The organism is Parabacteroides sp. ASF519 (genome assembly GCF_000364265.2).
Taxonomy (GTDB): domain Bacteria; phylum Bacteroidota; class Bacteroidia; order Bacteroidales; family Tannerellaceae; genus Parabacteroides; species Parabacteroides goldsteinii.
Window position 1 is genome coordinate 4,059,136 of the sequence record NZ_AQFV02000006.1, and the last position, 22,471, is coordinate 4,081,606.

Genomic DNA, 22,471 nt, shown 5'->3' on the forward strand with positions numbered 1-22,471 from the left:
TTATCCGATAATCGTCAACCTGGCAAACTTCAATAGTAACTGTTTTTGTCCGAAATGGGTGAATGCTACCGTTGCTTTTGCATTTCCGCCATCGCCTTCGATAGCAATGACTTCTCCTTCTCCAAAACGGTCGTGACGTACTTTTGCTCCGACACGTAAACCGGAAAGGTCGGATGCAGGAGCAGAAGACGACGCCGGAGTGGATGTTGTTGTTTCTACTTTTGTCAAACGCTGGCGTTGCTGTGCCTGTGCCACAGGAGAGATAAAAGAAGGTTCTTCCTTCTCCACTGCACGTGGCTGCTGAAAAGGTGAAGTAAATGCCGGACGCTGGAACCGTTCGCGGGCAGCAGCAAAAGTATCTGCCGACGAATCCGCCGGAACATCCAAGAAGCGCACATCAATATCTTTCAGAAAACGGCTGGGAGAACACATGGCGCTTTGCCCGTTCCGGAAACGACTTTTGGCATAAGTCAGCACACAATTTTCTTCGGCACGGGTGATCGCTACATAGAACAAACGACGTTCCTCTTCTACCGCACGCGGATTATCCTTGGACATAGATGATGGGAACAACTCCTCTTCCAAACCGACAACAAACACATTTTTAAATTCCAGTCCCTTAGCGGCATGTACGGTCATCATCGTTACTTTATTAGCCTGCTCGTCTTTGTCATTATCCTGGTCGGTCAGCAGGGATACCTCCGAAAGGAAGTCTGCCAAAGAAACCTGTTCGACTCCTTCTTCACGTCTCAACTCACAGAACTCGGCAATACCTTTCAATAACTCCTGTAAGTTTTCCTGCTTACTAATCCCTTCCACCGAACGGTCCTGAAAAAGAGAACTGACAATCCCACTCTCCTTGACCACTATTGCTGCCATTTCTTCGGCGGACAAGCGAGTGTTCTGCTCTATGAAACGTTCAATCATCTCACGGAAATCAGTCAGTTTCTTCGCTGTCCCGCTATTGATAGGCAAGGCGTAGTCGATAGGAGCATTCAGTACCGTCCAAAGACTTACGTTATTTTCCGTAGCTGCTTTTATCACTTTATTGACAGTCGTATCTCCGATGCCGCGCGACGGATAATTGATAACACGCTTAAATGCTTCTTCATCATGAGGATTCACAATCAGGCGCAGATAAGAAATGATATCTTTTATTTCCTTCCGCTGATAAAATGACAAACCGCCATATATTTTATAAGGAATACCTCTTTTACGGAGTGCCTCTTCCAGGATACGCGACTGTGCATTCGTCCGGTACAGGATGGCAAAGTCTGCATAATCATAATCTTTGCGCAACCGCAACTCATTGATTGCAGAAGCAACAGCATATCCTTCCTCATAATCTGAATAAGAAGCAGAGATACGCACTTTGCTACCCTCCTCCTTTTCCGAATAGACATTTTTATGAATCTGTTCTTTGTTCTTATGAATCAGACTGTTTGCCGCATTTACAATATTTTGTGTAGAACGGTAATTACGCTCCAGTTTAAAGATACGGCATCCGGGATACTGATTTTTGAATTGCAGGATATTGTCGATATTGGCACCACGGAAAGAATAGATACTTTGTGCATCATCCCCTACCACACAGATGCGGCGATGCTGCTCACAAAGTCTTTGGACTATCAGGTGCTGCGCAAAGTTCGTGTCCTGATACTCATCAACCAACACGAACTGGAAGAAACTGCGGTATTTCTCCAACACCTGCGGATGGTCACGGAACAGGATATTTGTCTGAAGCAACAAATCATCGAAGTCCATGGCACCGGCCTGCTGGCAACGGTTCTGATACCGTTTATAGATTTCACGCAGTAAAGGAACTTTCGAATCTATGTCATGCTGCATCAGTTCCTTGCTTTGTTCGTAGGCTTTCCAGGTAACCAGCGCATTCTTGGCATTAGAGATACGGCTTTGCACCATGCCGAGGCGATATACCTTATCGTCCAGCTGCATCTCTTTAATGATAGCTTTCAGCAGGCTCTTCGAATCTGTCGTATCGTAAATGGTAAAGTTGGAAGGATACCCGATATGCTCCGCTTCATAACGCAAGATACGTGAGAAGATAGAGTGAAACGTCCCCATCCACAGACGGCGGGCCGTCTGGTCACCGGTAATGGCGGCGATACGTTCCTGCATTTCACGGGCTGCCTTATTAGTAAAAGTCAGTGCCAGGATACTTTGAGGTACCACCCCCAGATGTACCAGATAAGCAATCTTATAAGTAAGCACCCTGGTCTTACCCGAACCGGCACCGGCAATCACCAATGACGGACCTTCGTTATATTCCACAGCTTCGCGCTGACTTTCATTCAGTTTATTCAGATATTCTTCCACGTACCTTTTCTTTTAGGAACACAAAGGTACTAATTTTTATTTATTCGGATTTCATTAAATCATCATTCCTGTTATTTAAAGGGATTCGCGCAAATTGATACGATTGTGTTAGCAAGGATTACAATAAATTATTACCTTCGGACGTTAATAAAAGAAAAACGATGAACACACGGTTAGCAGCAAATCTATCGGTACTCTTTACAGCTTGTATGCTTGTACTATCATTCAGTTTCGGCTTTCACAACTACTCGGAGGCACAGAAAGCAATCGTTTCGGACCTGAACCAGGCATTGCAGCAGACCATTATGCAAAATTCCGAGCTATGGATGAATCAGGATACGCTCAAAACCTATTCGCGCCTGTCCGCCGTCTTCGGAAATCCCGTTTCCATCGAAAGTTATAACAAAGATTTTGCCGAAGCATTGAAGCTCGAGCAATTAAAAGATAAAAGCGGCATCATCGTACATGTAAAAAACAAGAAAGCCATAGATAAACCGGCAACAGACGCAACGCCGGGAAAAGACCAGACCAAGAATTACCTGGCAAGTGATACCATTATCTGGTTAAGTGCAAATCTGAACCTCCCCGAATCCTCCCTGGAAGATTTGGGAATCTCTTTTCAGGGGTATGTAAACTATTCAGCCTCCGACGTCTTGGCGCTGACAGACAAGAAAGTTCCCCTCCTGCTCCTGTTGTTTGCCCTCATGGCAGGTTGTCTTTCGTGGTTTTTAATGCGGCGCAAGCAAGCTGAAGCTCCTGTACAAAAAGAAAACCTTATCGCTTTCGGAAATCTTACTTTCTCATGCGACAAGGCTTGTTTCTATAAAGAAGATCAGGAAAAACTACGGTTAACCCCGCAGCAATATAAAGTAATGGAAATGTTCTACCTTACCTCTTCCCATATATTAGCACGCACTGATATTTGCGAAGCCTTATGGCCCGGCAAGGAGAATGCCGACGAAACGCTGAACACCCTGATACGCCGCCTCCGCCCGCTTATCGAGGAAAACAGCAATCTCAAAATAACGACAGACCGCGGACGGGCTTACCAGCTGGAAATCAAAGAACCGGTAACAGAGACCTATACCCAGACTGCCTGAACAGGGAGAAACTTTTACACGTAAAAGAATAATTATGAACAAAAATCAGCAACCGGAATGGCTTGAATGGGCCAAGGAACTACAATTTATCGCACAAGCGGGGTTAACATATTCAAAAGATGCTTTCGATATCGAACGGTTTGAACGCATCAGGGAAATATCGGCCGAAATAGTCAGCCGGCAAACCGGTTTGCCTTTGGAGAAAGTAAAGGACTTGTTTTGTAACGAAGAAGGTTTCCAAACACCTAAGCTGGACACAAGAGCTGCCATCTTTAAAGCCAACAGGATATTGCTGGTCAAAGAGAAAAACGGTACCTGGTCGTTACCCGGAGGTTGGGTGGACGTAAACCAGACCATAAAGTCGAACACGATAAAAGAAGTAAAAGAAGAAGCCGGCTTGGACGTCGAAGCAACCCGGATTATAGCGGTACAGGACCGGAACCTGCATAATCTGCCTCCCTATGCTTATAATGTCTGCAAAGTTTTTGTCCTCTGTGAAGCCAAAGGCGGAGATTTCCAGCCCAACATAGAAACGATAGAAAGCGGTTATTTCAGCCTCGATGAAATTCCCCCGCTAGCTGAAGAAAAGAATAATAAGGAACAGATAGAAATGTGCTTTGCCGCCTACCGGGATAAAGACTGGGAGGTACAGTTTGACTGAAAACCACGAATATCAATCATAAAACGTAAAACCATGAAGACAAAGTATCTATTAGGGATTTTGTTTGTAACAATGTTCACCGCATCATGCAACAGAACCATCGATAACAAGCACAGGTCATTGACTATACAAACAAAAGGTATAGAGTATGATTCTTTGTTCATCCGAAACACGGAGATTCCGCCTTTCTTTATAAAAGGGGAAAAGGCGGATAGCATCACATGGACATTTCAGATACCGGACAGCCTGTATAAAACGACAGCGTCTTTTGAGATACTCCCCAAGCCTTTTGACTGGAAGACTCTACACGATGTACGGTCATCATCTTTTCTGCTTCCTGGTGTCAGCCTTGCCATAAGCAACTTCCTGTCCAGAAAGAAATTTATCAGAAATTAAAAGATAAAGTAGATTTCGTAACCATATCCATAGATGAAAAGAAAACAATCAAACAATGGCAGGAATTTGTGAAGAAAGAGGAATTACCCTGGAGAAGCCTGCTAGCTTACCAGGATATAGCCGGAGTACGTGGCAAATATTATGTACCTCACATTCCGCATACCATATTAGTATATCCCGACGGCAATTTCGAACCATTCAATTTATGGGAAGAAAATGAGATAAACAAGTTATATGCATTAACAGGAAACTAAGCAACACTTGCCGTCAGAATGAAAGTTGTACCAATATTACGGATATTGTTACCCTAATTACATGTCCCTGTTTTTAGATGTAAATCTCTTTGTATCTTTGTTACTGTTCAAATACTTACGACTTTGAAAAGTAAAACGATAAAAATAGGAACGGTTCACCAATGTAACTGCTACATGGGCAGCAAGACATTGCATCCTCTGGTCAGCGTCATCGACTTATCCGACAGCAACCTGACGCAGCAAAACATCAAGTTAGGCTTTTATGCCGTCCTGTTAAGGGAATGCCGGTGCGGGGATTTCCTGTACGGACGGCAATATTATGACTATTCTGACGGTACGCTCCTGTTCCTCACACCGGGAGAGACCATTGCGATAGATAACTGCTTATTGCCGCAGAAAGGCAGGATGCTGGCATTTCATCCGGACCTTATCGGTTGCACTTCGTTGGGGCAGAATATACAGGATTACTCATTCTTTTCTTATCACAAAAATGAAGCCCTCCATATCTCGGCACGTGAGAAACAGAAAGTATCGGAATGTTTCGATAATATCCGTGAAGAGTTACAGCACGCCATAGATTGCCACAGCAAAACGCTGATAACAAAATACATCGAGTTGCTGCTGGATTATTGTACACGTTTCAACGAACGCCAGTTTATCACCCGTTGCGAAGCCAACAAGAAACTGCTCACCAAATTTGAGAAGATACTAAATGAATATTTCGAAGCAGACCGGGTGAAACGCAACGGTTTGCCTTCGGCTGAATATTGTGCGGATTTACTTCAGCTGTCACCCTCCTACTTCACGGATTTGCTGAAATATGAAACGGGGAAAAACATAAAGGAACACATACAGTTCAAACGTATCGAAATCGCCCGACAACGACTTCAGACAACCCACAAAACCGTCAACCAGATTGCTGACGAACTAGGCTATTCTTCAGTCCAGTATTTTACCCGGTTGTTTACCAAAATAGCCGGATGTTCACCCAACGAATACAGGCATCCCAACTGATACATTACATATCACTATCTTGCTTTTCGATGGAGAAAGGAGGAGGGATGAATAAAAGTTTCTTGCGGAGGAAACAAAAGTTTTGTGCGGTGGAAACTTTTGTTTTCTCAGCACAAAACAAAAGTTTAGACAGCAGAAAAACAAATAAACTATACCTGACAGCAATTATGGACATAGAGATAAATGTAATACCCCACAAGTGTAAGATGGTTGCATGTTGTATTTGAAAAGTAACAATAATGGTAGATATATCCCTGCTATTGTAGATACATTTATATCTACATTCATATCATAGTCCGCTAATAAACAATAAATTACAACAGAAGTTGTAGATATTGCAGATAAGAACCTTTGAACTAAATCAATTCCGTCAATAGTTTGTCGTTTATTGTTCCAACAAACCTTCCAGATAACGTTCGGGCGGTAATCCGATGCGCTGCATGAATCCGGCAAGGGCACTAAAATTCAATCCTTCTTTCTCACTGTTAAGCAAAGCAACCCGGCGAATCACACTTAACGGCAAAGAAATAGGAACGGAAGGCTGTAACTGTCCGTTATCGTACCGGTAACCGGCTTCGGACGGACTGCGGAGGACTGCCAGCCGCCATTCTTTTTCCGGAGCAGACAATGGTTTCTTTACTTCCAGGCAGGCATTGCATAAAAGAGAAAAGAAACGCGAATCGGCAGTAAAGCCGCTGTGTTCTTCATCGAAAAAGAATTTATCGTACTCGCGGTCCATCTGGGTAATGAAATTATCGAGTATCCGTTTTTCGTCGTATTTACAGCGTACCAGGAATATGTTTTCAAAAAGACAATGTTCGGCTAATTGCTCATAGTCAAACGATAACCTCAGATAAGGCTGTCCGGCTGACTGTACCTTTTCAGGCAGGACGGTTTCATTCTCATAGAAGGAGAACTTATAAAGTTCCATCTCCGGCCCGATCAGCATCCGGCGCTTTTCACGAAAAAAAGGAATAGCCTGTTTGCTGCTTTCCAAAGGAATACCTTTTTGTGCCTCATATGCTCCGATAGCCTTCCGGAGCAGCGATAATCCATATTGATATTCTTCTTCAGGAACCGTATATAATAAATTCTCAGCCTGTAAAATAAGTGCCGGTTCGCCGGCCGGTCCGGTGCATCCTTCAACGAACGATTGCAATGATATATAGCCTGATAATTCCATTAATTTAATATTTTTTGTAGGCAAAGATACACTATAATTCAGAGAATTACTACCTTTGTTTCAACTATAAACAATTCTAATAACCAATTACAAGAAGATGAAACGTCGTGATTTCTTAAAGACCAGTGTAGTAGCTGGCGCCGCTCTCTCAATAGACTTTACCGGGTTGCAAGCTGCGTTGTCCAGCAATACGATGGCAGTAGAACAAGCTCCCGAAATGGTCGCCGTAATGGGTGGAGAGCCCGAAGTCATGCTTGACAAAGCATTGGAGACCCTGGGGGGAATCGGTAAATACATCAAGAAAGGGCAAAAAGTCGTTATCAAACCGAACATCGGCTGGGACCGTACACCGGAACTGGCAGGAAACACTAATCCGGGACTAATCAAGGCATTGGTAAAGAAGTGCCTGGAAGCCGGAGCTGAAAAAGTGACTGTTTTCGACCATACCTGCGACAACTGGCAGAAATGTTACGAAAGCAGTGGCATCGCTGCCGCCGTCAAAGAAGCCGGAGGTATCATCATGCCCGCCAACGATGAGAAGTACTTTAAAGAAGTATCCATCCCCAACGGGGTAAAAGTAAAGTCTGCAAAGATACATGAAGCGTTGATTGAAGCGGATGCGTGGATTAATGTGCCTATCCTGAAGAACCACGGCGGAGCGAAACTGTCGTGTGCCATGAAGAACTATATGGGTATCGTCTGGGACCGCCGTTTCTTCCATCAGAACGACTTGCAACAATGTATCGCCGACATCTGCACCTGGCAGAAGAAACCGGTATTGAACATTGTGGATGCTTACCGTATGATGCATCAGAACGGACCGCAGGGTAAAAGCGCTGCCGACGTAGCTACATTGAAATCCATGATTGTTTCCCCGAATATCATTGCTATCGACACGGCTGCCCTGGCTTTGTTCAACCAGGTAAAGAAACTGGATATGGAAGCCGTAAGCCATATCAGCAAAGGCGAAGAATTGAAACTGGGAACAACGGATTTGAAGAAAGTCAATATCAAACGTATTAAGATTTAATGAAGCGATTAAATTATCAGAAAGGAGTGAGAGTACTTCTCGCACTCCTGTTTTTTATACCCATACTCTTGTTTTTTCTTGATTTCACCAACAAGATGCCGGTGGATGTACATAAGTTTCTGCATATCCAATTATTGCCCGCAGTATTAGGCGGCATGTTTGGTATTGTTGCAGTATTACTTATTATGACATACCTTTTTGGACGTATATACTGTTCAGCCATTTGTCCGGCCGGGATTCTGCAAGATATCATCAACCGTTTGTTTTGTATTAGTAAAAAGAAGAAAAAAGGTGTTCGCCGCTTCAGTTATCATAAGCCAATGAACTGGCTACGATATTCAATACTGGCCCTAACAGTGGTGACTACCGCATTGGGATTTTCCGGGTTATGTTTATTGCTCGACCCTTATAGCAATTTCGGTCGTATAGCAGCAAACCTGTTTCGTCCTGCTGTGATGTGGGGAAATAATGTATTAGCCGACTGGCTGATGAAGATGGATAACTATTCTTTATTCCATGTTACAATCAGTACGGTTAGTATTGCCGGATTAATATCTGCCATTGTTGCACTGGTCGTATTTATTGTAATGGTTATTTTCCGGGGGCGTTTGTTTTGCAATACATTATGTCCCGTTGGAGCCTTACTCAGTCTGGTATCACGTTATTCACAAATGCGTATCTCGTTTGACAAGGAAGCCTGCAACCATTGCGGCAACTGCGAACGAACCTGCAAGGCGGAAGCTATTAATGCAAAAGAGATGACGGTCGACTCATCGCGTTGCGTGGATTGCTTCAATTGCGTTTCTTCCTGCTCCAAAGGTGGATTACAATACCGTTTCAAACCGGCTTTCCATAAAGAAAATGACAATCTTGTCCCCGTGCCTGACACGGGGCCGCAGAAGGACAGACATTCTCAATCTGCTGCCGATACGGGCAGTTCCAATGCGATCCCGTGTCAAGCACAGGAACGGACAAGTGCTTCTAACAGCCGCCGTACCTTCTTGGCAACCGGAGTAACGGTTGCTGCAACATTGCCTGTTGTTTCGGCTATAGCAGATGGCGTCGGACAAGCCAAAGGACATGGTCAAGGCAACGGCCACGGAAAGAAAAAAGGCCGGAAGAAATGGCCGCCCATCACCCCTCCCGGTTCCCTGAACCTGGAACGGTTTAAAGACAAATGTACGGGATGCCATATCTGTGTCGTGAAATGTCCCAGCCAGGTATTACGTCCGGCAGGGCTTGAATATGGTTTCGACTATCTATTGAAACCACGCATGGCTTATATCAGCAGTTATTGTAACTATGAATGTACCATTTGCTCGGAAGTCTGTCCGGCCGAAGCTCTCAAACCGATTTCCGTAGAAGAAAAGAAATCGTTGCAAGTCGGCATTGCCACCTTCTTTATCAACCGTTGTATCGTGAAGACGGAAGGGACCGATTGCGGTGCCTGCTCCGAACACTGTCCGACACAAGCGGTGCATATGGTTCCTTATGAAGGGACGCTGACTATTCCCGAAGTAAATCCGGACCTGTGTGTCGGTTGCGGCGGCTGCGAATCCATCTGCCCGGTACGTCCGATGCGTGCCATTATCGTAAAAGCAAACACGGTGCATCAGACCATTGTTTTGCCGGAAGAGGAAGATGTTAAAAACGTAGAAGTCGATGACTTCGGATTCTAACGGAAAAATGCTACCTTTGCAAGCAAATTTTGCAGAATGAAATTCGAATTACAACACAACGATACTAAAACAAATGCAAGGGCGGGCTTGATTACAACCGACCACGGGGTAATCGAGACGCCCATTTTTATGCCTGTCGGAACACAAGGCACAGTGAAAGGAGTCCACATGACCGAGTTGAAAGAAGATATCGATGCCCAGATTATCCTGGGTAACACTTATCATCTTTATCTTCGTCCGGGTCTTGAAATACTGGAAAAGGCAGGCGGACTTCACAAGTTCAATACATGGGACCGTCCTATCCTGACCGACAGCGGTGGCTTCCAGGTGTTCTCGCTTTCCGACAACCGTAAACTGCATGAGGAAGGTGCCGAATTCCGCTCGCATATCGACGGTTCGAAGCATCTCTTCACACCAGAGAAAGTAATGGATATCCAACGTATCATCGGAGCCGATATCATTATGGCTTTCGACGAATGCTGTCCGGGTGATGCCGATTACGACTATGCCAAGAAATCACTGGGACTGACCGAACGCTGGCTGGACCGTTGTTTCGACCGTTTCAACGCTACGGAACCGAAATACGGATATCAGCAATGCCTCTTCCCGATTGTACAGGGTTGCGTATATCCGGATCTGCGCCGTCACGCCGCTGAAAACGTTGCCAGGAAGGGAGCTGACGGGAATGCCATCGGCGGACTGGCTGTCGGCGAACCGACCGAGAAGATGTACGAAATGATTGAGGTTGTAAATGAAATATTGCCGAAAGACAAGCCCCGTTACCTGATGGGTGTCGGTACGCCGATAAACCTGCTGGAAGCTATCGAACGCGGCGTGGATATGTTCGACTGCATCATGCCGACCCGCAACGGACGCAACGGGCAGCTTTTCACCCGTTTCGGCACCATCAATATCCGTAACAAGAAATGGGAAGACGACTTCTCTCCCATCGACTCCGACGGAAACTCATATGTGGATACGCTTTACAGCAAAGCCTACCTGCATCATCTGGTCAAAGTAAACGAACTGTTGGGCTTACAAATCGCCTCCATCCATAACCTCGCCTTTTACCTTTGGCTGGTGAAAGAAGCACGCAGGCACATCATTGCCGGCGATTTCGCTACCTGGAAAAGCGGCATGGTGCAACAACTTGACAACAGACTTTAAAAGTTGACAGTCAACTAAAAAAGACATTCGCATGAAATTCAAATTAAGACGGATAGACTGGTATATCATCAAGCAATTTCTCGGGACGTATGTTTTCGCGATTATACTGATTATCTCTATCTCGGTAGTTTTCGATATAAACGAGAAGATTGACAAGTTCCTGAAGCCGGACGTGCCCCTGCAGGCCATTATCCTGGATTATTACATGAACTTTATCCCGTACTTTGCCAACCTGTTCAGTCCGCTGTTCACGTTTATTGCGGTTATCTTCTTCACCTCCAAGCTGGCAGACAATTCGGAGATTATTGCGATGCTTGCCAGCGGCATGAGTTTCCGGCGGCTTATGTTGCCGTATGCTATTTCGGCGGGTATTATTGCGATAGCCAGTTTTATATTGAGCGCGTTCATTATTCCTCCGGCAAATATTACACGTATTGACTTCCAGAATAAGTATATCCGAAATAAAAAGGTAGAATATGCCCGCAATATCCAGATTGAAGTGGAGCCGGGCGTGATTGCCTATTTCGACCGCTACGATGCGCGTCCGAATATGGGTTACCGTTTCTCTCTGGAACATTTCGAAAACAAGAAGCTGGTATCCAAACTGACTGCCAACTCCATCAAATACGACTCTCTGTACAAATGGACTGTCATCGATTATATGATACGTGATTTCGACGGAATGCGCGAACATATTACCGAAGGTTCCCGCAAGGACACTACGCTGACGATTATTCCTTCCGACTTCCTGATTTCCGTCACCGACTGCGAAACGATGACTTCACCGGAGTTGGCAACCTATATCGAACGTCAGAAAACGCGTGGTATCGGTAATATCCAGACATTCCAGATAGAATATCATAAGCGCTTTGCCTCCATCATGGCGGCATTTATCCTGACCTCCATCGGGGCGTCTCTTTCTTCGCGCAAAATCAAAGGGGGAATGGGATTGAATATCGGTATCGGACTGGCACTGAGTTTCTCCTATATCCTGTTTACGACAGTGACATCGACCTTTGCAATCAACGGATATGTGAGTCCGATGGTGGCGGCCTGGATTCCGAATATCCTTTATACGTTTATCGCCATTTATCTGTATCAAAAGGCGCCGAGGTGATACCAAGGTCCCGAACTAAAAATTGATGTTACAACACTCAATAAGGGTATTTATTTTGTTGTAGCTAGTGATAGAGTAAATAAAGTAAGACTATAATTATAAACTAATTACATAGATGTATTAAAATAAATCACCCATTGATCAAGCAGCTTCATTGCTTTCTTAATCAATGGGTGAAAAATTATTTCTATATTAATTGTAAAGAAAAATCTTATTCAGAAATAACCTCAAATTCATCTATAATTAACGTACTACCTGCAGCTCCTTTGAATGCATCTCCTTCTGCACTAGAAGAGCAAACGATAGCTAATTTATATTTCTTTGAAGCATCGTAATCTTTTTTCCACTTAAATTCTAGGTCGAATGCTGTATATTCGGCTTTATCGCTACCATCAGCTAACCTAGCTTCTGCTACAATCTTTTCAGAACTATTAATATCATGACCAGTCAATACATCATTATCGTTTTCAATTTCAAACAGAATGGCAGCAATTGAACATTTATCTTTCTGATCCAACGTCTCTGTAGCTTTGCCATTATAGAATGGACCTTCACCTGCTGTATACTTATAATAACCTTTAAAACGCAACGGTTTAGAATCAAATGGTATACCAAATTTCGTACTACTTAATTGATCTGACGGATTCAAATCGAAGATTCCTGTAAACAAAGAACCTGAAGTAATAACAGGAGCCATATTAAAACCTGCACCTTCTGTATAAAGAGTAACTAATTTCGCAGCTGCTGCACCTTCTTTAGCATCATCAGTTTGTAAAACAGGGAAACCTCCTTTATAACCTAAAATAACCAACAACGTAGCTCCACCATTACTGGAAGCCAATTTATCAACCGGATTTGGGGTTAAATAGACTCCTTTACCTGTACCTGCTTCCACCCATTCATCAAAAGAATATTTTAATACTTTTCCTGCTACAGAAACGGTATAAGTAGTAGTAGTTATTCCATCTTCCGAAGTCACAGTATACGTCACCGGCTTAGAAAAATCCTGAGCTACTCCGCTTGCCGGACTAATAGTCGCTTTTTCAGAAATCTTAATTGTAGGAACCAAAGCAGCCAATCCTTCCGCTTTGATGGTATCTGTTACCATAAATGTAATACTAGTTCCATCAATAACAGGCTGTGATACCACTTCTTTGCTATCGAAAGTAAACTCCGTAATCTTAGCTTCCGAACTTTGATCGGAAGCTAATTTTGTACCTACAAAATCAACCTTTACTGTGATAGCAGCACCTTCCTGAGTTGCTTTTACATTGATAACCATTTCGAGTTTTTCACCAGTAATTGTTCCGTTCATAACAACGTCACAATCACCAACCATAGGTAAGGATAGCTTTTGTTCGCCATCAAACTGACAAGCGTTATCGCCCTGTTTTTCTACATTACATTTGTCTACGGAAATGTTTCCGAGCGCCATCGCACCGAAGCTGAAGTTCTTCAGTTCCATCTTGATCAGGTTATCTCCAACCTTTGTCACATACACTTTTTGGGGAAGATCAGCACCTACTTTCGTACCATCCAGGTCTACGTCCAGTGTTCCTTTGTATACACCGTCAAATTCTGTTCCGATAGGTTCTACCTTATCGTCATCACTACAAGCCGAAAACAGGCCTAGCATGCAAAGCAAGCCGAAGAAATACATTAATTTTGTTTTCATAAATCTGTTAGTAAACTAATACCTTTTAATTAATAATAATGTTCTAGTTTAATAGATTGCGAAGATAAGAACATTTTTTTTGTAAATATACCTCTCCTAAGAAATCCTTAAAAGTAGAACATTCTTTATTAATAAAATCCCCTATAAAATGGAGTAAAATAACCAAAATATTATCTATAGCTAAAAAAAGGGGGCAAAACACAGACACACCTTAGAGTGATTTGTAACCCTGTAGGCGGTTACGGTGGACCAACCACCATCGTATGCACAGCATTGTGTAAAGCACTTCAATTAACTCGGAGCTTCACGCATTCGTTGTGCCCATCTCAGAGAGATAAAAAAAAGATAGAGATGTATACATTTTGACACACCCCCATCTTTTTTATCATACGAATTTTACAAATCGTATATTACAAACAGGCTCTATTATTAGTTAGCTTTTAAATCCAAACCAAGGTCAAATGCATCTGTTTTATCCCAATTTTGAGGAATATTAATCAAAAGTAAAAGAGCGGCAGTTGCTTCTTCCGGAATTATTTTTGCTTCAGACAACAACATCCAGACCTTAATTAACTCAGCATTCATTCCTGCTGTTTCTTCTGCATTAGGATCATACACGAGTGGAGTAAACGCACTTTTATCAAGATACATCTGCGTATTTCCATTGTTATTGCTAACATTCATAGGAACTCCATTGTTAATCCAATCTTGCAGCATAATAATAAGTTCGTCACTAATAGAACTAAAATCAACGTCCAACATTCTCCCCAACAGAGTTTTTATCACAGCAGGCTCACCTTGGAGAACCTGAGAAATGATTTCAGACATACCATCCGCATTTTCCCCCATCGACTGTGAAATAATAGCAGTGATATTTAATTTCACATACAATTTGTTGTCTTTCACAAACCAATGAGCCAGATTTTTAGGAGATTCCAACCAACCGTTCGTGGGAATTAAAGCATTTACCTCTTCAGCTGTCGGTGCAGGACGATTAAACATCAGCATAGCCATGATCATCTTCTCGTCAAATTGAATAGCTCCTTTGTAATAATTGGCAGTAATATTACCATCTGTTTCAAGTGTCACGGTTTGTAATAGCTGAGGGAAAATAATACCTCCTATGGTTCTTATTAAACCAGAAAGAGAACCGGCTGCATTATATTCCGGTGCATTCCAATTCATATATAATCCACCGGTTAAAGCTCTTACTGCGCCATCTATTTGACCGGTTGTATAATCCGCCAATCTGTATGTTTTTGCCCATCCGTTCGGATCATTCATCACGACAGTCAGTTTCAATGTCATAATTTTATCTTTTACAGAACCGGCATATTCTACATTTGCATAAGTAGTTGTTGCTGTTCCTGAAAATTCACTATTCTTAACCTCTACATTAGAGATTGTTGTTTCATTTTCTCCCGGGATTATATTGTTCAATAAAAGTTTCCCATCGGTACTGCCTGTTGCTGAGAAAGTCACAGTCTTTCCCGTCAAAGCCATTTCTCCGTATGAGAGCACCAAATTTTCACCACTGTATTCGCCTACCAACTCTTGCCAACTCTTGTCAACTTGCTTTTCATCATCGTCACTACATGCCGTAAACAAACTAAAACAACAGATCAATGTAAAAAAATAGAATAATTTCTTACTCATAATAAATACGTTTAATATTAATATTAATGTTTAATAGCCCACGAAGATAAGAACATTTTTTTTTAAACATACCTTATATTAAGTAGTTCTTAAAAATAGAACATTTTTTATTAATAAAATCTCATATTAAGTAGAGTAGAATCACCCAAATGTGAGGTACCTGTTAGAATAGAACCATGCTCTGGGCGAACAAAGCGAAGGCTGCGACCCTTACGGATGGCAGCCTGCCAGGTTTCTAGTATAAAGACTAAATACCTATTTAGAAATTTGTGTATAATGGTAATATTGATTTATTTAATTCCACAAACTGGAAATATGATTATTCTTTTACCATGTTTATACCAAGTTCCACCTTTGTTGTCCCACCAACAACATCGGGTAGTTATTTGAGCATACCTTCCAACATCGAACCGAACATTTCCATGCCCGGAGTAGAACTGGCGGCATCAACAATTTGTTTGATGACATCTTCGTCTTGTAACAACGGCATGAGGGCGTTCAAAAGCTTCAAATTATTTGATAATAATTTTCTTCTTTGTTATGTCGTTACCGTCAATAATATTGACAAAATATATACCACTTTTTATTCCATCTAGATTAATTTCTAACCGATTTAACTGTGAAGGCATTTCTTTCTTTAAGATTAATAAACCTTGTTGATTGAATATTTGAATTAATGAACTATTATTAATTAGTGTATCTTTTATTTTATTCTTTGAAATGACTAAACTGTTTGAATAATTACTGATTGTGTATATATTACTTGATCTTTTGTTTATATTAAGTTTAACAAAATGCCCAAACGCTCCACCATGTATAGTATGAATGCCTGTAGATATAGTATCTGTGTTAATAATGTATCTATTTACAGTATATGCATCATATTTCTTATAATCAAGATTCCAAAAAAACACCTTACCATCAGATATATTAACGTATGGAGATTTAAGAGTGTATTCAACTATTCCATGACTTATATTGGTTGGTCCATCTATATAAAGCTTCATACGAACGGGAGTACTTATAATTTTAGAATCGGTAATGCCATTATATGTAAATTCTAATTTATAATTAAAAAACCATAAAGGATAATTAGGCTTTACTACAATTTTATTTGTATTTTGACCACTAATAATAGTACCGTTATTTATACTCCATTTATATGTTGCCCCTGCAATATTTTCTGCAGCAATTGTATACGTTTTCTGGTCGCTGTAGTCTACTGAATCTGGAAATTCAATAAATTTCAGATATGCAATGTCTAATTTTTTATATTTATAAGTTGTAGTTCTACTTAATAATGAATTTTTATCTGAAATAGCTTGAACCTTTATATCTCCTTCATAATATAGTTGTTTGGGACTAGATGTTATTTGCATCAAAACCATATTCTTTTGTTGTAGATATAGTTCTTTTTTTGCACGGAAAGTTCCACTTATCCCCCCTTCAGTCGTACATCCTGAAGGTATAGTCCATTGGTAATAAGAACAATCTTTTACATCAGAAAATATTAAACAATCATCGAATTGAATACCAAATAATGTCCCTTTTCCTCTAAATTCAGGCCTAGGAGGAGCTACTTGCACTGTTGTTTCAATAGATTTTCCATTGTTATTTCTTACTACAATTTTCCCTTCAGGTGTAATACCCCAAGTGATATTTACGGTAGAAGATCCAAAGGCGGGAAGTGCATTTCCATATGTAACATCCCAACTTAAATGACCATCAAGACCTGATACAGTGTATTGAGCACTTTCTCCTGAATAAGCTTGTACTTTTGATGGAGAAATTCCTGGTCCCTCTATTTTTTGTGCTTGCACTGTATTATTTATAAAAACTACAGCGAATACTATTATTAAACAAAAATAATTTTTTATTACAATCATCACTTATTTATTTTGAGTTTGCAAAAAACAGTTGTCTTTCTGACTAAATTTCCACATCAGTCGGATAGTTTCTTTCTTTGTGTTTACAAAACTCAAAAAAGATATATCCGACCGATTTAGTAGCTACACTAGAATTTTGTTGTGTAACTAGGGGTTATTTCTTTAATTCCAAACCGAAAGAGAGTTCGGAAGTTCCATTCACGATAGGTGCGATCTGTTCGATAATACTATCAACTATTGCCGGAGTAAGTATAGCTGCCATACCACCGGAAGTACCCATACCTGCCATTGCATCTTTAAGCATTCCCATTAAAAACTCGTTGTTCATAAGCACTTTCAAGATCGGCAAAAGGAAATCCTGATCAATAGAGATATTGACTGTCCCATTTTCAATCGTATAATTCAATGGGAAACCTTCGCTGAGTGCACTCATCAAAGGTGTTTGCATCAATTCCGTCATCAAACCTAGCAGTACTTCTGAATTGCCAGCTTTTGTAGCTGCCTGGATGATCATGTCGATATTAAGAGTCACATACAATTTGTCGTTCTTGATGTAATAATTGGCAAGGTTGATCGGTGATTCAACATCTACACCAGCCTTGTTTTTATATGTGGCAACGATATTACCATCGGCTTTGAAAGTAACATCCGACAATACCTTCTTTAATTCTGGAGAAATAAAGAACATATTGATCAGAAAAGACGCATCTTTCATCGGCCAAGGTTCATCAATCAAGCCAGGGATTGTAATACCTGTCGTTGAAACCCAATTGAAAGTAGAACCAGCCATTTCCCATAGACCACCTTCCTGCAACGGATTCGTTGGCATCGTCACATCCAGCGAAAGTGTCATTTTGTCTTTCTTTACTTCACCGGTATATTTCACTGTACGCCCGTTGGCTTCGTTTGTTCCTTCGAACATATAGGTTTCGCCTACCTGTGTCAAAACCACGTTGTTTAACGTAGTAGTCACTTCTCCAGAAATAACGCCCGGAGCGTAAGATATTGTAGGCAAATCTGATTTCGAACCGCCTCCGAGTAAACCACCCAACGCACTCATATCCAAAGTACCCCTCATGGTGATAGTAGCCGTTTGTCCGTCTTTCGTGTCGAAAACGACTTCCTTTCCCAAAAACGGACTGCCACTGTATTTCAAATCCAAAGTTTCCCCCTTGAAAGAGGTATTCACGCCTTCCAACACATTTACATCCTCATCATCACTACAAGCGGTGAAAAAACTTAGCATGCAAAGTACAGTAAATAAATACAATAAATTTTTCTTCATCCTTTTTATAAGTTTAATATTAACCGGGGGTAAATATAGGTATTATTCCTTTTCAAAGTTAAGATCTGTAAAAATAATTATGCCATTCATACTTAGCAAATCTCTATTGATTTTTAGCACTATGACCTTGCTAGGTAAAAATGTGCAAGTTGAACCAGACAACAAACCTGCTACCACACCTCCTAAAGAAGGTGGCAACGACATCAAGATCAAGTAATAAAGAAAAGGCAGCTGGAATAAACCAACTGCCTTTTTTCATTCAAAAAATCGTAATGCTATCATTGCTTTTGCAGGATCAAGGTTACATTTACATCATCCGTCTTTTCGAGGATACCCGGAATTTGTGCCATAACAGCCTTGAAATTATCAGGTAATTTTCCCAAAATCAAACCGGACAAATCTTCATCGGTCAGCAAAGCAAACAGTTTTCCCAATACGTCATATCCGAGAGTGACTTGCGCCGTTCCGTTAGAAACGCTGTAACTCAAAGGAACACCGTCCGAAAGGTAAGGTGCGATCAGCTTAATCGCTTCCAAGAATTTCAAGATTTCACTGCTACCTATATCCGCTTTAGACTTGTTAGCCTCTACAGTTGCCAGGATCTGAGCAATATTTAATTGCACATACAATTTATTATTTTTGATGTAATACTGTGCCAGGTTAAGCGGGGAAGACTGCCAGTCGAATGCTCCTTTTTTCATATAACGGGCAGTAATGTTTCCGTCTTCTCCGTATGAAATGCTTTTAAGTACTTGATGCAGCATAGGGCCTGCAAACTGCCCAATCATAGGTGCAGCCATCGATACAGGAATCGGGCCGGAGATTCCGGAGATGCCTAAACCACTCAGGTCGATCGTTGCGTCGCCTGCCGACCAGACAAGGTTCAACGGCTGCTGTACTGCCAGGTTCCAGTTACCAGTCAGGTCATTCTTCGGCATGGTTACGTTCAGAGAGAGGACCAGCTTGTCTTTTTCCACGCTGCCGGTGTATTTTACTTCACGTCCGTTGCCTGAATCTGTTCCTTCAAACGTATATTTCTCTCCGGATAGAGTCAGGGGGACATTCGATATCGTCGTAGTAATTTCTCCCGGAATTACGCCGGGAACCAGATTAGGAATTAATGCGGATTTCGATCCGCCATTGATAAGTCCGCTAATGACACTCATGTCAAAAGTACCTTTCATCGTGAGTGTAGCCGTCTTACCGTCTTTTGTCTCAAAAGAAATTTCCTTGCCCAACAAAGCGACATCGCTATACTTCAAATCAAGATTTTCACCGGAGTAAGTGGCATTTACTTCCAAGCCATTCGGATCTTTCGAATCATCATCGCTACAAGCGGTAAACATATTTAACGTACAAAGCACGGTAAACAAATACAAAAAACTTTTCTTCATAACTCTCTTTTCTTTATTATAAGTTGCACAAAGATAAATGATTTGCTTGTTAGAAGAGGTGTGTTTGATTTAAAATTATCAATCATCTATGCCAATAGAAATAGCTGAACTATAACATTCTCCCCATAAGAGTGGGTGTTTTTCCCCGTTGCAATGGGGATTATTCCCCCTAGTAGTGGGGAATAATCCCCACATAAACAAAAAAGGTGGGGAATTTCTAAAGGAGAACTCGCCTCGGCTAATAACAGTTTGCTTCCTTTCATTTGTTCTAAAAAAGAAATGCAGAAAACTCAAATATTGTCAAGTTCGAACTATCCGATTATTGACCGGTTGTACCTGGCTCCCCTCTTGAGAGGGGGAAGGGGGTGTGTTACAGTTTCGCTCTATAACTAGCTTTAACACACCCCTTATCCCCTCTCAAGAGGGGAATTGGTTACTCTCGTCACTATAAACAGATAGATCAATTTTTTTTAAATATAAACAATCTCATTTCTTAAAATAAACCATCTTTAAAACCCAAAAAGCGCCGGCAATAAATATTGCCAACGCTTTCCGAAAACTTAATCTATATACTAATTACTCTACCACCAACATCTTATCATTGACAGCCATCTTGTCGCCAGCCGTTATATAAACCTCTTTCACCACCCCGTCTATCGGGCTGCGTATCTCGTTTTCCATCTTCATGGCAACCAGGACACAGAGAGGGGTTCCGGCTTTTACTTCGTCGCCGGGTTTTACATTTACTTTCAGGATTACTCCCGGCATCTGGGCCGTGATGACCTGGCGGCCGACAGCTACCGACTGGATACGCGACAGGCGCATCTTCTTCAGTTCGTCGATCACCTGTACCTGGAAGTAGTCGCCTTTGTTCTTTACTTCGTACATGTCATCGCGGATATTGGTGATCTGTACGCCATGCGATTTATGATTCAGGATAATGGAGTGGATACTGTCGCCACCTACATTATAATCGACATCATATATCTTTCCGTTTACGGAAACTTTCTTTACCGGGCCGTCTTCCAGTATCTCCACTTTAAATTCGGTGTCCGGCATATCATTTACTGTTGCAAAATAAGTTGCTAATGCTTTCGGCATAATCTTGTCCTCCCCTTTTTAATAGTTATTGGCAGTCATCTGCAATTTACCGTAATATTTCCATAAGGATTCACCGACCAGCGGAACTGTTGTCATACGGGCGGCAGCCTCTTTCTCCTGTTCAAAATGTTTGATCGCGGCGGCGATAACGGCAACCAGCGGGTCATTATTCTGACGACGTTTCAAATCTTCCTTATCGAACTTGGTGTCGATAAAGGTCGTATCGTAATTCCCTTTCAGGAACGTTTCGTTGTGCAACACACGCTGGTGGAACGGGATAGTCGTTTTAATACCCAGTATCTTGTATTCACGAAGGGCACGGGCCATATTGGAGATGGCCGATTCGCGATTACGTCCCCAGGTGCACAGCTTGGCGATCATCGGGTCGTAATGCAGGGAGACTTCAAATCCGGCATAGGCAGCACTGTCCAGGCGGACATTACGTCCTTCGGGAGCTTCGCGCACTTTAATGATGCCGGGAGAAGGCATGAAATTGTTTTCCGGGTCTTCGGCATAGATACGGCATTCGATGGCGGCACCGCGAAACTCTACATCTTCCTGTTTGTAGGGCAACGGATTTCCGGCGGCAACCAGTATCATATCACGTACCAGGTCGACACCCGTAACCTCTTCCGTCACCGGATGCTCCACTTGTAGGCGGGTATTCATTTCCAGGAAATAGAAGTTCTGATCTTTATCCATCATAAACTCCAATGTTCCGGCACTGTAATAACCGATCTTTTTACAGGCTTCGACTGCCACGGCAAGCATCTTTCTGCGGGTTTCTTCCTTGACAAAAGGCGACGGAGATTCTTCGATCACTTTCTGGTTACGGCGTTGGATGGAACATTCGCGTTCATATAAATGGATCACATTTCCATACTTATCGCCTAAAACCTGTACTTCGATATGGTGCGGATTCTCAATATATTTCTCGATATAAATGGCATCGTTTCCAAACGAATTTCCGGCTTCGGAACGTGACAGGCGGAAGGCTTCTTCCAGCCCTTCTTCATCACGAACCAGACGCATTCCCTTACCGCCTCCTCCGGCTAACGCCTTCAGCATAATCGGGTAGCCGACTTCTTTGGCGACCTTACGCACTTCGTCGATATTGTTAACCGGTTCTTCCGTCCCGGGAACAACCGGCACACCGGCTGCTTTCATGATCTTACGGGCTTCCGTCTTGATTCCCATTTTGGCTATCACATCGGCACTCGGACCGATAAAGATGACACCTTCTTCTTCGCAGCGACGGGCAAAATCGGCATTCTCCGAAAGGAAACCGTAACCCGGATGGATAGCTGCACCCGTTTTCTTGGCAATCGCAAGAATCGCATCGGGTTTGAGGTAAGAAGTATCTGATTCATCTTCAGAGATACAATAGGCTTCTTCGGCATACCGAACATGCAAGGCTCCCCGGTCTACATGGGTGTAAATCGCAACGGTGGGTATATTCATTACGCGGCAGGTACGAAAGATTCGCATCGCAATTTCGCCGCGGTTGGCTACTAGTACTTTCTTAATCATAATCGT

18 protein-coding genes are annotated in these 22,471 nt (G+C 42.2%); 9 read left to right on the plus strand and 9 right to left on the minus strand.

The window, feature by feature from the left end; translation table 11 throughout:
- Positions 1-2,337: an ATP-dependent helicase gene (locus C825_RS15970; protein WP_010803203.1), complete on the minus strand. Its 2,337-nt coding sequence runs from the start codon at positions 2,335-2,337 to the stop codon at positions 1-3.
- A 161-nt stretch (positions 2,338-2,498) separates the two neighbouring features.
- Here C825_RS15970 and C825_RS15975 point away from each other — a divergent pair, with 161 nt between their 5' ends.
- The 5 genes from C825_RS15975 to C825_RS15995 all read left to right on the plus strand — a co-directional run bounded on the left by C825_RS15975 (position 2,499) and on the right by C825_RS15995 (position 5,762).
- Complete coding sequence (locus C825_RS15975; protein WP_010803204.1) at positions 2,499-3,437, plus strand: helix-turn-helix domain-containing protein; 939 nt, start codon at positions 2,499-2,501, stop codon at positions 3,435-3,437.
- A 34-nt stretch (positions 3,438-3,471) separates the two neighbouring features.
- Positions 3,472-4,098: an NUDIX hydrolase N-terminal domain-containing protein gene (locus C825_RS15980; protein ID WP_010803205.1), complete on the plus strand. Its 627-nt coding sequence runs from the start codon at positions 3,472-3,474 to the stop codon at positions 4,096-4,098.
- A gap of 33 nt (positions 4,099-4,131) precedes the next feature.
- A complete protein-coding gene (locus C825_RS15985) occupies positions 4,132-4,494 on the plus strand; it encodes a hypothetical protein (protein ID WP_010803206.1) in 363 nt (120 codons plus the stop codon).
- Positions 4,422-4,748 carry a TlpA family protein disulfide reductase gene (locus tag C825_RS15990; protein ID WP_232434125.1) on the plus strand — a complete coding sequence of 109 codons (327 nt, stop codon included), beginning with the start codon at positions 4,422-4,424 and terminating at the stop codon, positions 4,746-4,748. Before C825_RS15985 ends, C825_RS15990 begins: the two co-directional genes overlap by 73 nt.
- Before the next feature lie 123 nt (positions 4,749-4,871).
- Positions 4,872-5,762 (plus strand): helix-turn-helix domain-containing protein, encoded by an 891-nt coding sequence (locus C825_RS15995; RefSeq protein ID WP_044214452.1) that lies wholly within the window; start codon positions 4,872-4,874, stop codon positions 5,760-5,762.
- A 385-nt stretch (positions 5,763-6,147) separates the two neighbouring features.
- Here C825_RS15995 and C825_RS16000 read toward each other — a convergent pair whose 3' ends face one another.
- Entirely contained in the window at positions 6,148-6,945 is a 798-nt protein-coding gene (locus C825_RS16000; protein WP_010803208.1) for a hypothetical protein, read from the minus strand.
- Positions 6,946-7,042: 97 nt separating this feature from the next.
- On the opposite strand from C825_RS16000, the gene C825_RS16005 reads away from it, so the two are divergent.
- Genes C825_RS16005 through C825_RS16020 form a run of 4 tightly spaced genes read left to right on the plus strand, consistent with a single transcriptional unit; the run spans position 7,043 to position 11,938 of the window.
- The gene (locus C825_RS16005; RefSeq protein ID WP_010803209.1) at positions 7,043-7,975 is read left to right on the plus strand and encodes a DUF362 domain-containing protein; all 933 of its coding nucleotides are present in this window, start codon (positions 7,043-7,045) and stop codon (positions 7,973-7,975) included.
- A complete protein-coding gene (locus C825_RS16010; protein WP_010803210.1) occupies positions 7,975-9,654 on the plus strand; it encodes a 4Fe-4S binding protein in 1,680 nt (559 codons plus the stop codon). Before C825_RS16005 ends, C825_RS16010 begins: the two co-directional genes overlap by 1 nt.
- A 36-nt stretch (positions 9,655-9,690) precedes the next feature.
- Positions 9,691-10,821, plus strand: a complete 1,131-nt coding sequence (tgt, locus tag C825_RS16015) for a tRNA guanosine(34) transglycosylase Tgt (RefSeq protein WP_007656528.1) — start codon at positions 9,691-9,693, stop codon at positions 10,819-10,821.
- Between the two features lie 31 nt (positions 10,822-10,852).
- Positions 10,853-11,938: an LptF/LptG family permease gene (locus C825_RS16020; protein ID WP_007656526.1), complete on the plus strand. Its 1,086-nt coding sequence runs from the start codon at positions 10,853-10,855 to the stop codon at positions 11,936-11,938.
- 211 nt (positions 11,939-12,149) lie between these two features.
- Here C825_RS16020 and C825_RS16025 read toward each other — a convergent pair whose 3' ends face one another.
- The 7 genes from C825_RS16025 to accC form a co-directional block, all read right to left on the minus strand.
- On the minus strand, positions 12,150-13,613 hold the full coding sequence (locus tag C825_RS16025; protein WP_016212992.1) for a PCMD domain-containing protein: 1,464 nt from the start codon (positions 13,611-13,613) through the stop codon (positions 12,150-12,152).
- 429 nt (positions 13,614-14,042) lie between these two features.
- Entirely contained in the window at positions 14,043-15,269 is a 1,227-nt protein-coding gene (locus tag C825_RS16030; protein ID WP_010803212.1) for a DUF4925 domain-containing protein, read from the minus strand.
- 512 nt (positions 15,270-15,781) lie between these two features.
- Positions 15,782-17,155, minus strand: a complete 1,374-nt coding sequence (locus tag C825_RS16035) for a T9SS type A sorting domain-containing protein (RefSeq protein WP_010803213.1) — start codon at positions 17,153-17,155, stop codon at positions 15,782-15,784.
- A 154-nt stretch (positions 17,156-17,309) separates the two neighbouring features.
- Entirely contained in the window at positions 17,310-18,440 is a 1,131-nt protein-coding gene (locus C825_RS16040; RefSeq protein ID WP_010803214.1) for a DUF4925 domain-containing protein, read from the minus strand.
- A 278-nt stretch (positions 18,441-18,718) separates the two neighbouring features.
- Positions 18,719-19,834, minus strand: a complete 1,116-nt coding sequence (locus tag C825_RS16045; protein WP_010803216.1) for a DUF4925 domain-containing protein — start codon at positions 19,832-19,834, stop codon at positions 18,719-18,721.
- Positions 19,835-20,410: 576 nt separating this feature from the next.
- Positions 20,411-20,935, minus strand: coding sequence for an acyl-CoA carboxylase biotin carboxyl carrier protein subunit (locus C825_RS16050; protein WP_007656521.1), 525 nt, complete (start codon positions 20,933-20,935; stop codon positions 20,411-20,413).
- Positions 20,936-20,953: 18 nt separating this feature from the next.
- Positions 20,954-22,465 (minus strand): acetyl-CoA carboxylase biotin carboxylase subunit, encoded by a 1,512-nt coding sequence (gene accC / locus C825_RS16055; RefSeq protein ID WP_007656520.1) that lies wholly within the window; start codon positions 22,463-22,465, stop codon positions 20,954-20,956.
- Between the last annotated feature and the right edge of the window lie 6 nt (positions 22,466-22,471).

What these genes read in the sequence shown, in the direction of transcription:
- C825_RS15985 (WP_010803206.1), top strand. Translation starts at nt 4,132, where the DNA reads ATGAAGACAAAGTATCTATTAGGGATTTTGTTTGTAACAATGTTCACC.
- C825_RS16010 (WP_010803210.1), top strand. Translation starts at nt 7,975, where the DNA reads ATGAAGCGATTAAATTATCAGAAAGGAGTGAGAGTACTTCTCGCACTC.
- C825_RS16035 (WP_010803213.1), bottom strand. Translation starts at nt 17,155, where the DNA reads ATGATTGTAATAAAAAATTATTTTTGTTTAATAATAGTATTCGCTGTA.
- tgt (WP_007656528.1), top strand. Translation starts at nt 9,691, where the DNA reads ATGAAATTCGAATTACAACACAACGATACTAAAACAAATGCAAGGGCG.
- C825_RS16045 (WP_010803216.1), bottom strand. Translation starts at nt 19,834, where the DNA reads ATGAAGAAAAGTTTTTTGTATTTGTTTACCGTGCTTTGTACGTTAAAT.
- C825_RS15980 (WP_010803205.1), top strand. Translation starts at nt 3,472, where the DNA reads ATGAACAAAAATCAGCAACCGGAATGGCTTGAATGGGCCAAGGAACTA.
- accC (WP_007656520.1), bottom strand. Translation starts at nt 22,465, where the DNA reads ATGATTAAGAAAGTACTAGTAGCCAACCGCGGCGAAATTGCGATGCGA.
- C825_RS16000 (WP_010803208.1), bottom strand. Translation starts at nt 6,945, where the DNA reads ATGGAATTATCAGGCTATATATCATTGCAATCGTTCGTTGAAGGATGC.
- C825_RS16025 (WP_016212992.1), bottom strand. Translation starts at nt 13,613, where the DNA reads ATGAAAACAAAATTAATGTATTTCTTCGGCTTGCTTTGCATGCTAGGC.
- C825_RS16050 (WP_007656521.1), bottom strand. Translation starts at nt 20,935, where the DNA reads ATGCCGAAAGCATTAGCAACTTATTTTGCAACAGTAAATGATATGCCG.
- C825_RS15975 (WP_010803204.1), top strand. Translation starts at nt 2,499, where the DNA reads ATGAACACACGGTTAGCAGCAAATCTATCGGTACTCTTTACAGCTTGT.
- C825_RS16005 (WP_010803209.1), top strand. Translation starts at nt 7,043, where the DNA reads ATGAAACGTCGTGATTTCTTAAAGACCAGTGTAGTAGCTGGCGCCGCT.
- C825_RS16030 (WP_010803212.1), bottom strand. Translation starts at nt 15,269, where the DNA reads ATGAGTAAGAAATTATTCTATTTTTTTACATTGATCTGTTGTTTTAGT.
- C825_RS16020 (WP_007656526.1), top strand. Translation starts at nt 10,853, where the DNA reads ATGAAATTCAAATTAAGACGGATAGACTGGTATATCATCAAGCAATTT.
- C825_RS16040 (WP_010803214.1), bottom strand. Translation starts at nt 18,440, where the DNA reads ATGAAGAAAAATTTATTGTATTTATTTACTGTACTTTGCATGCTAAGT.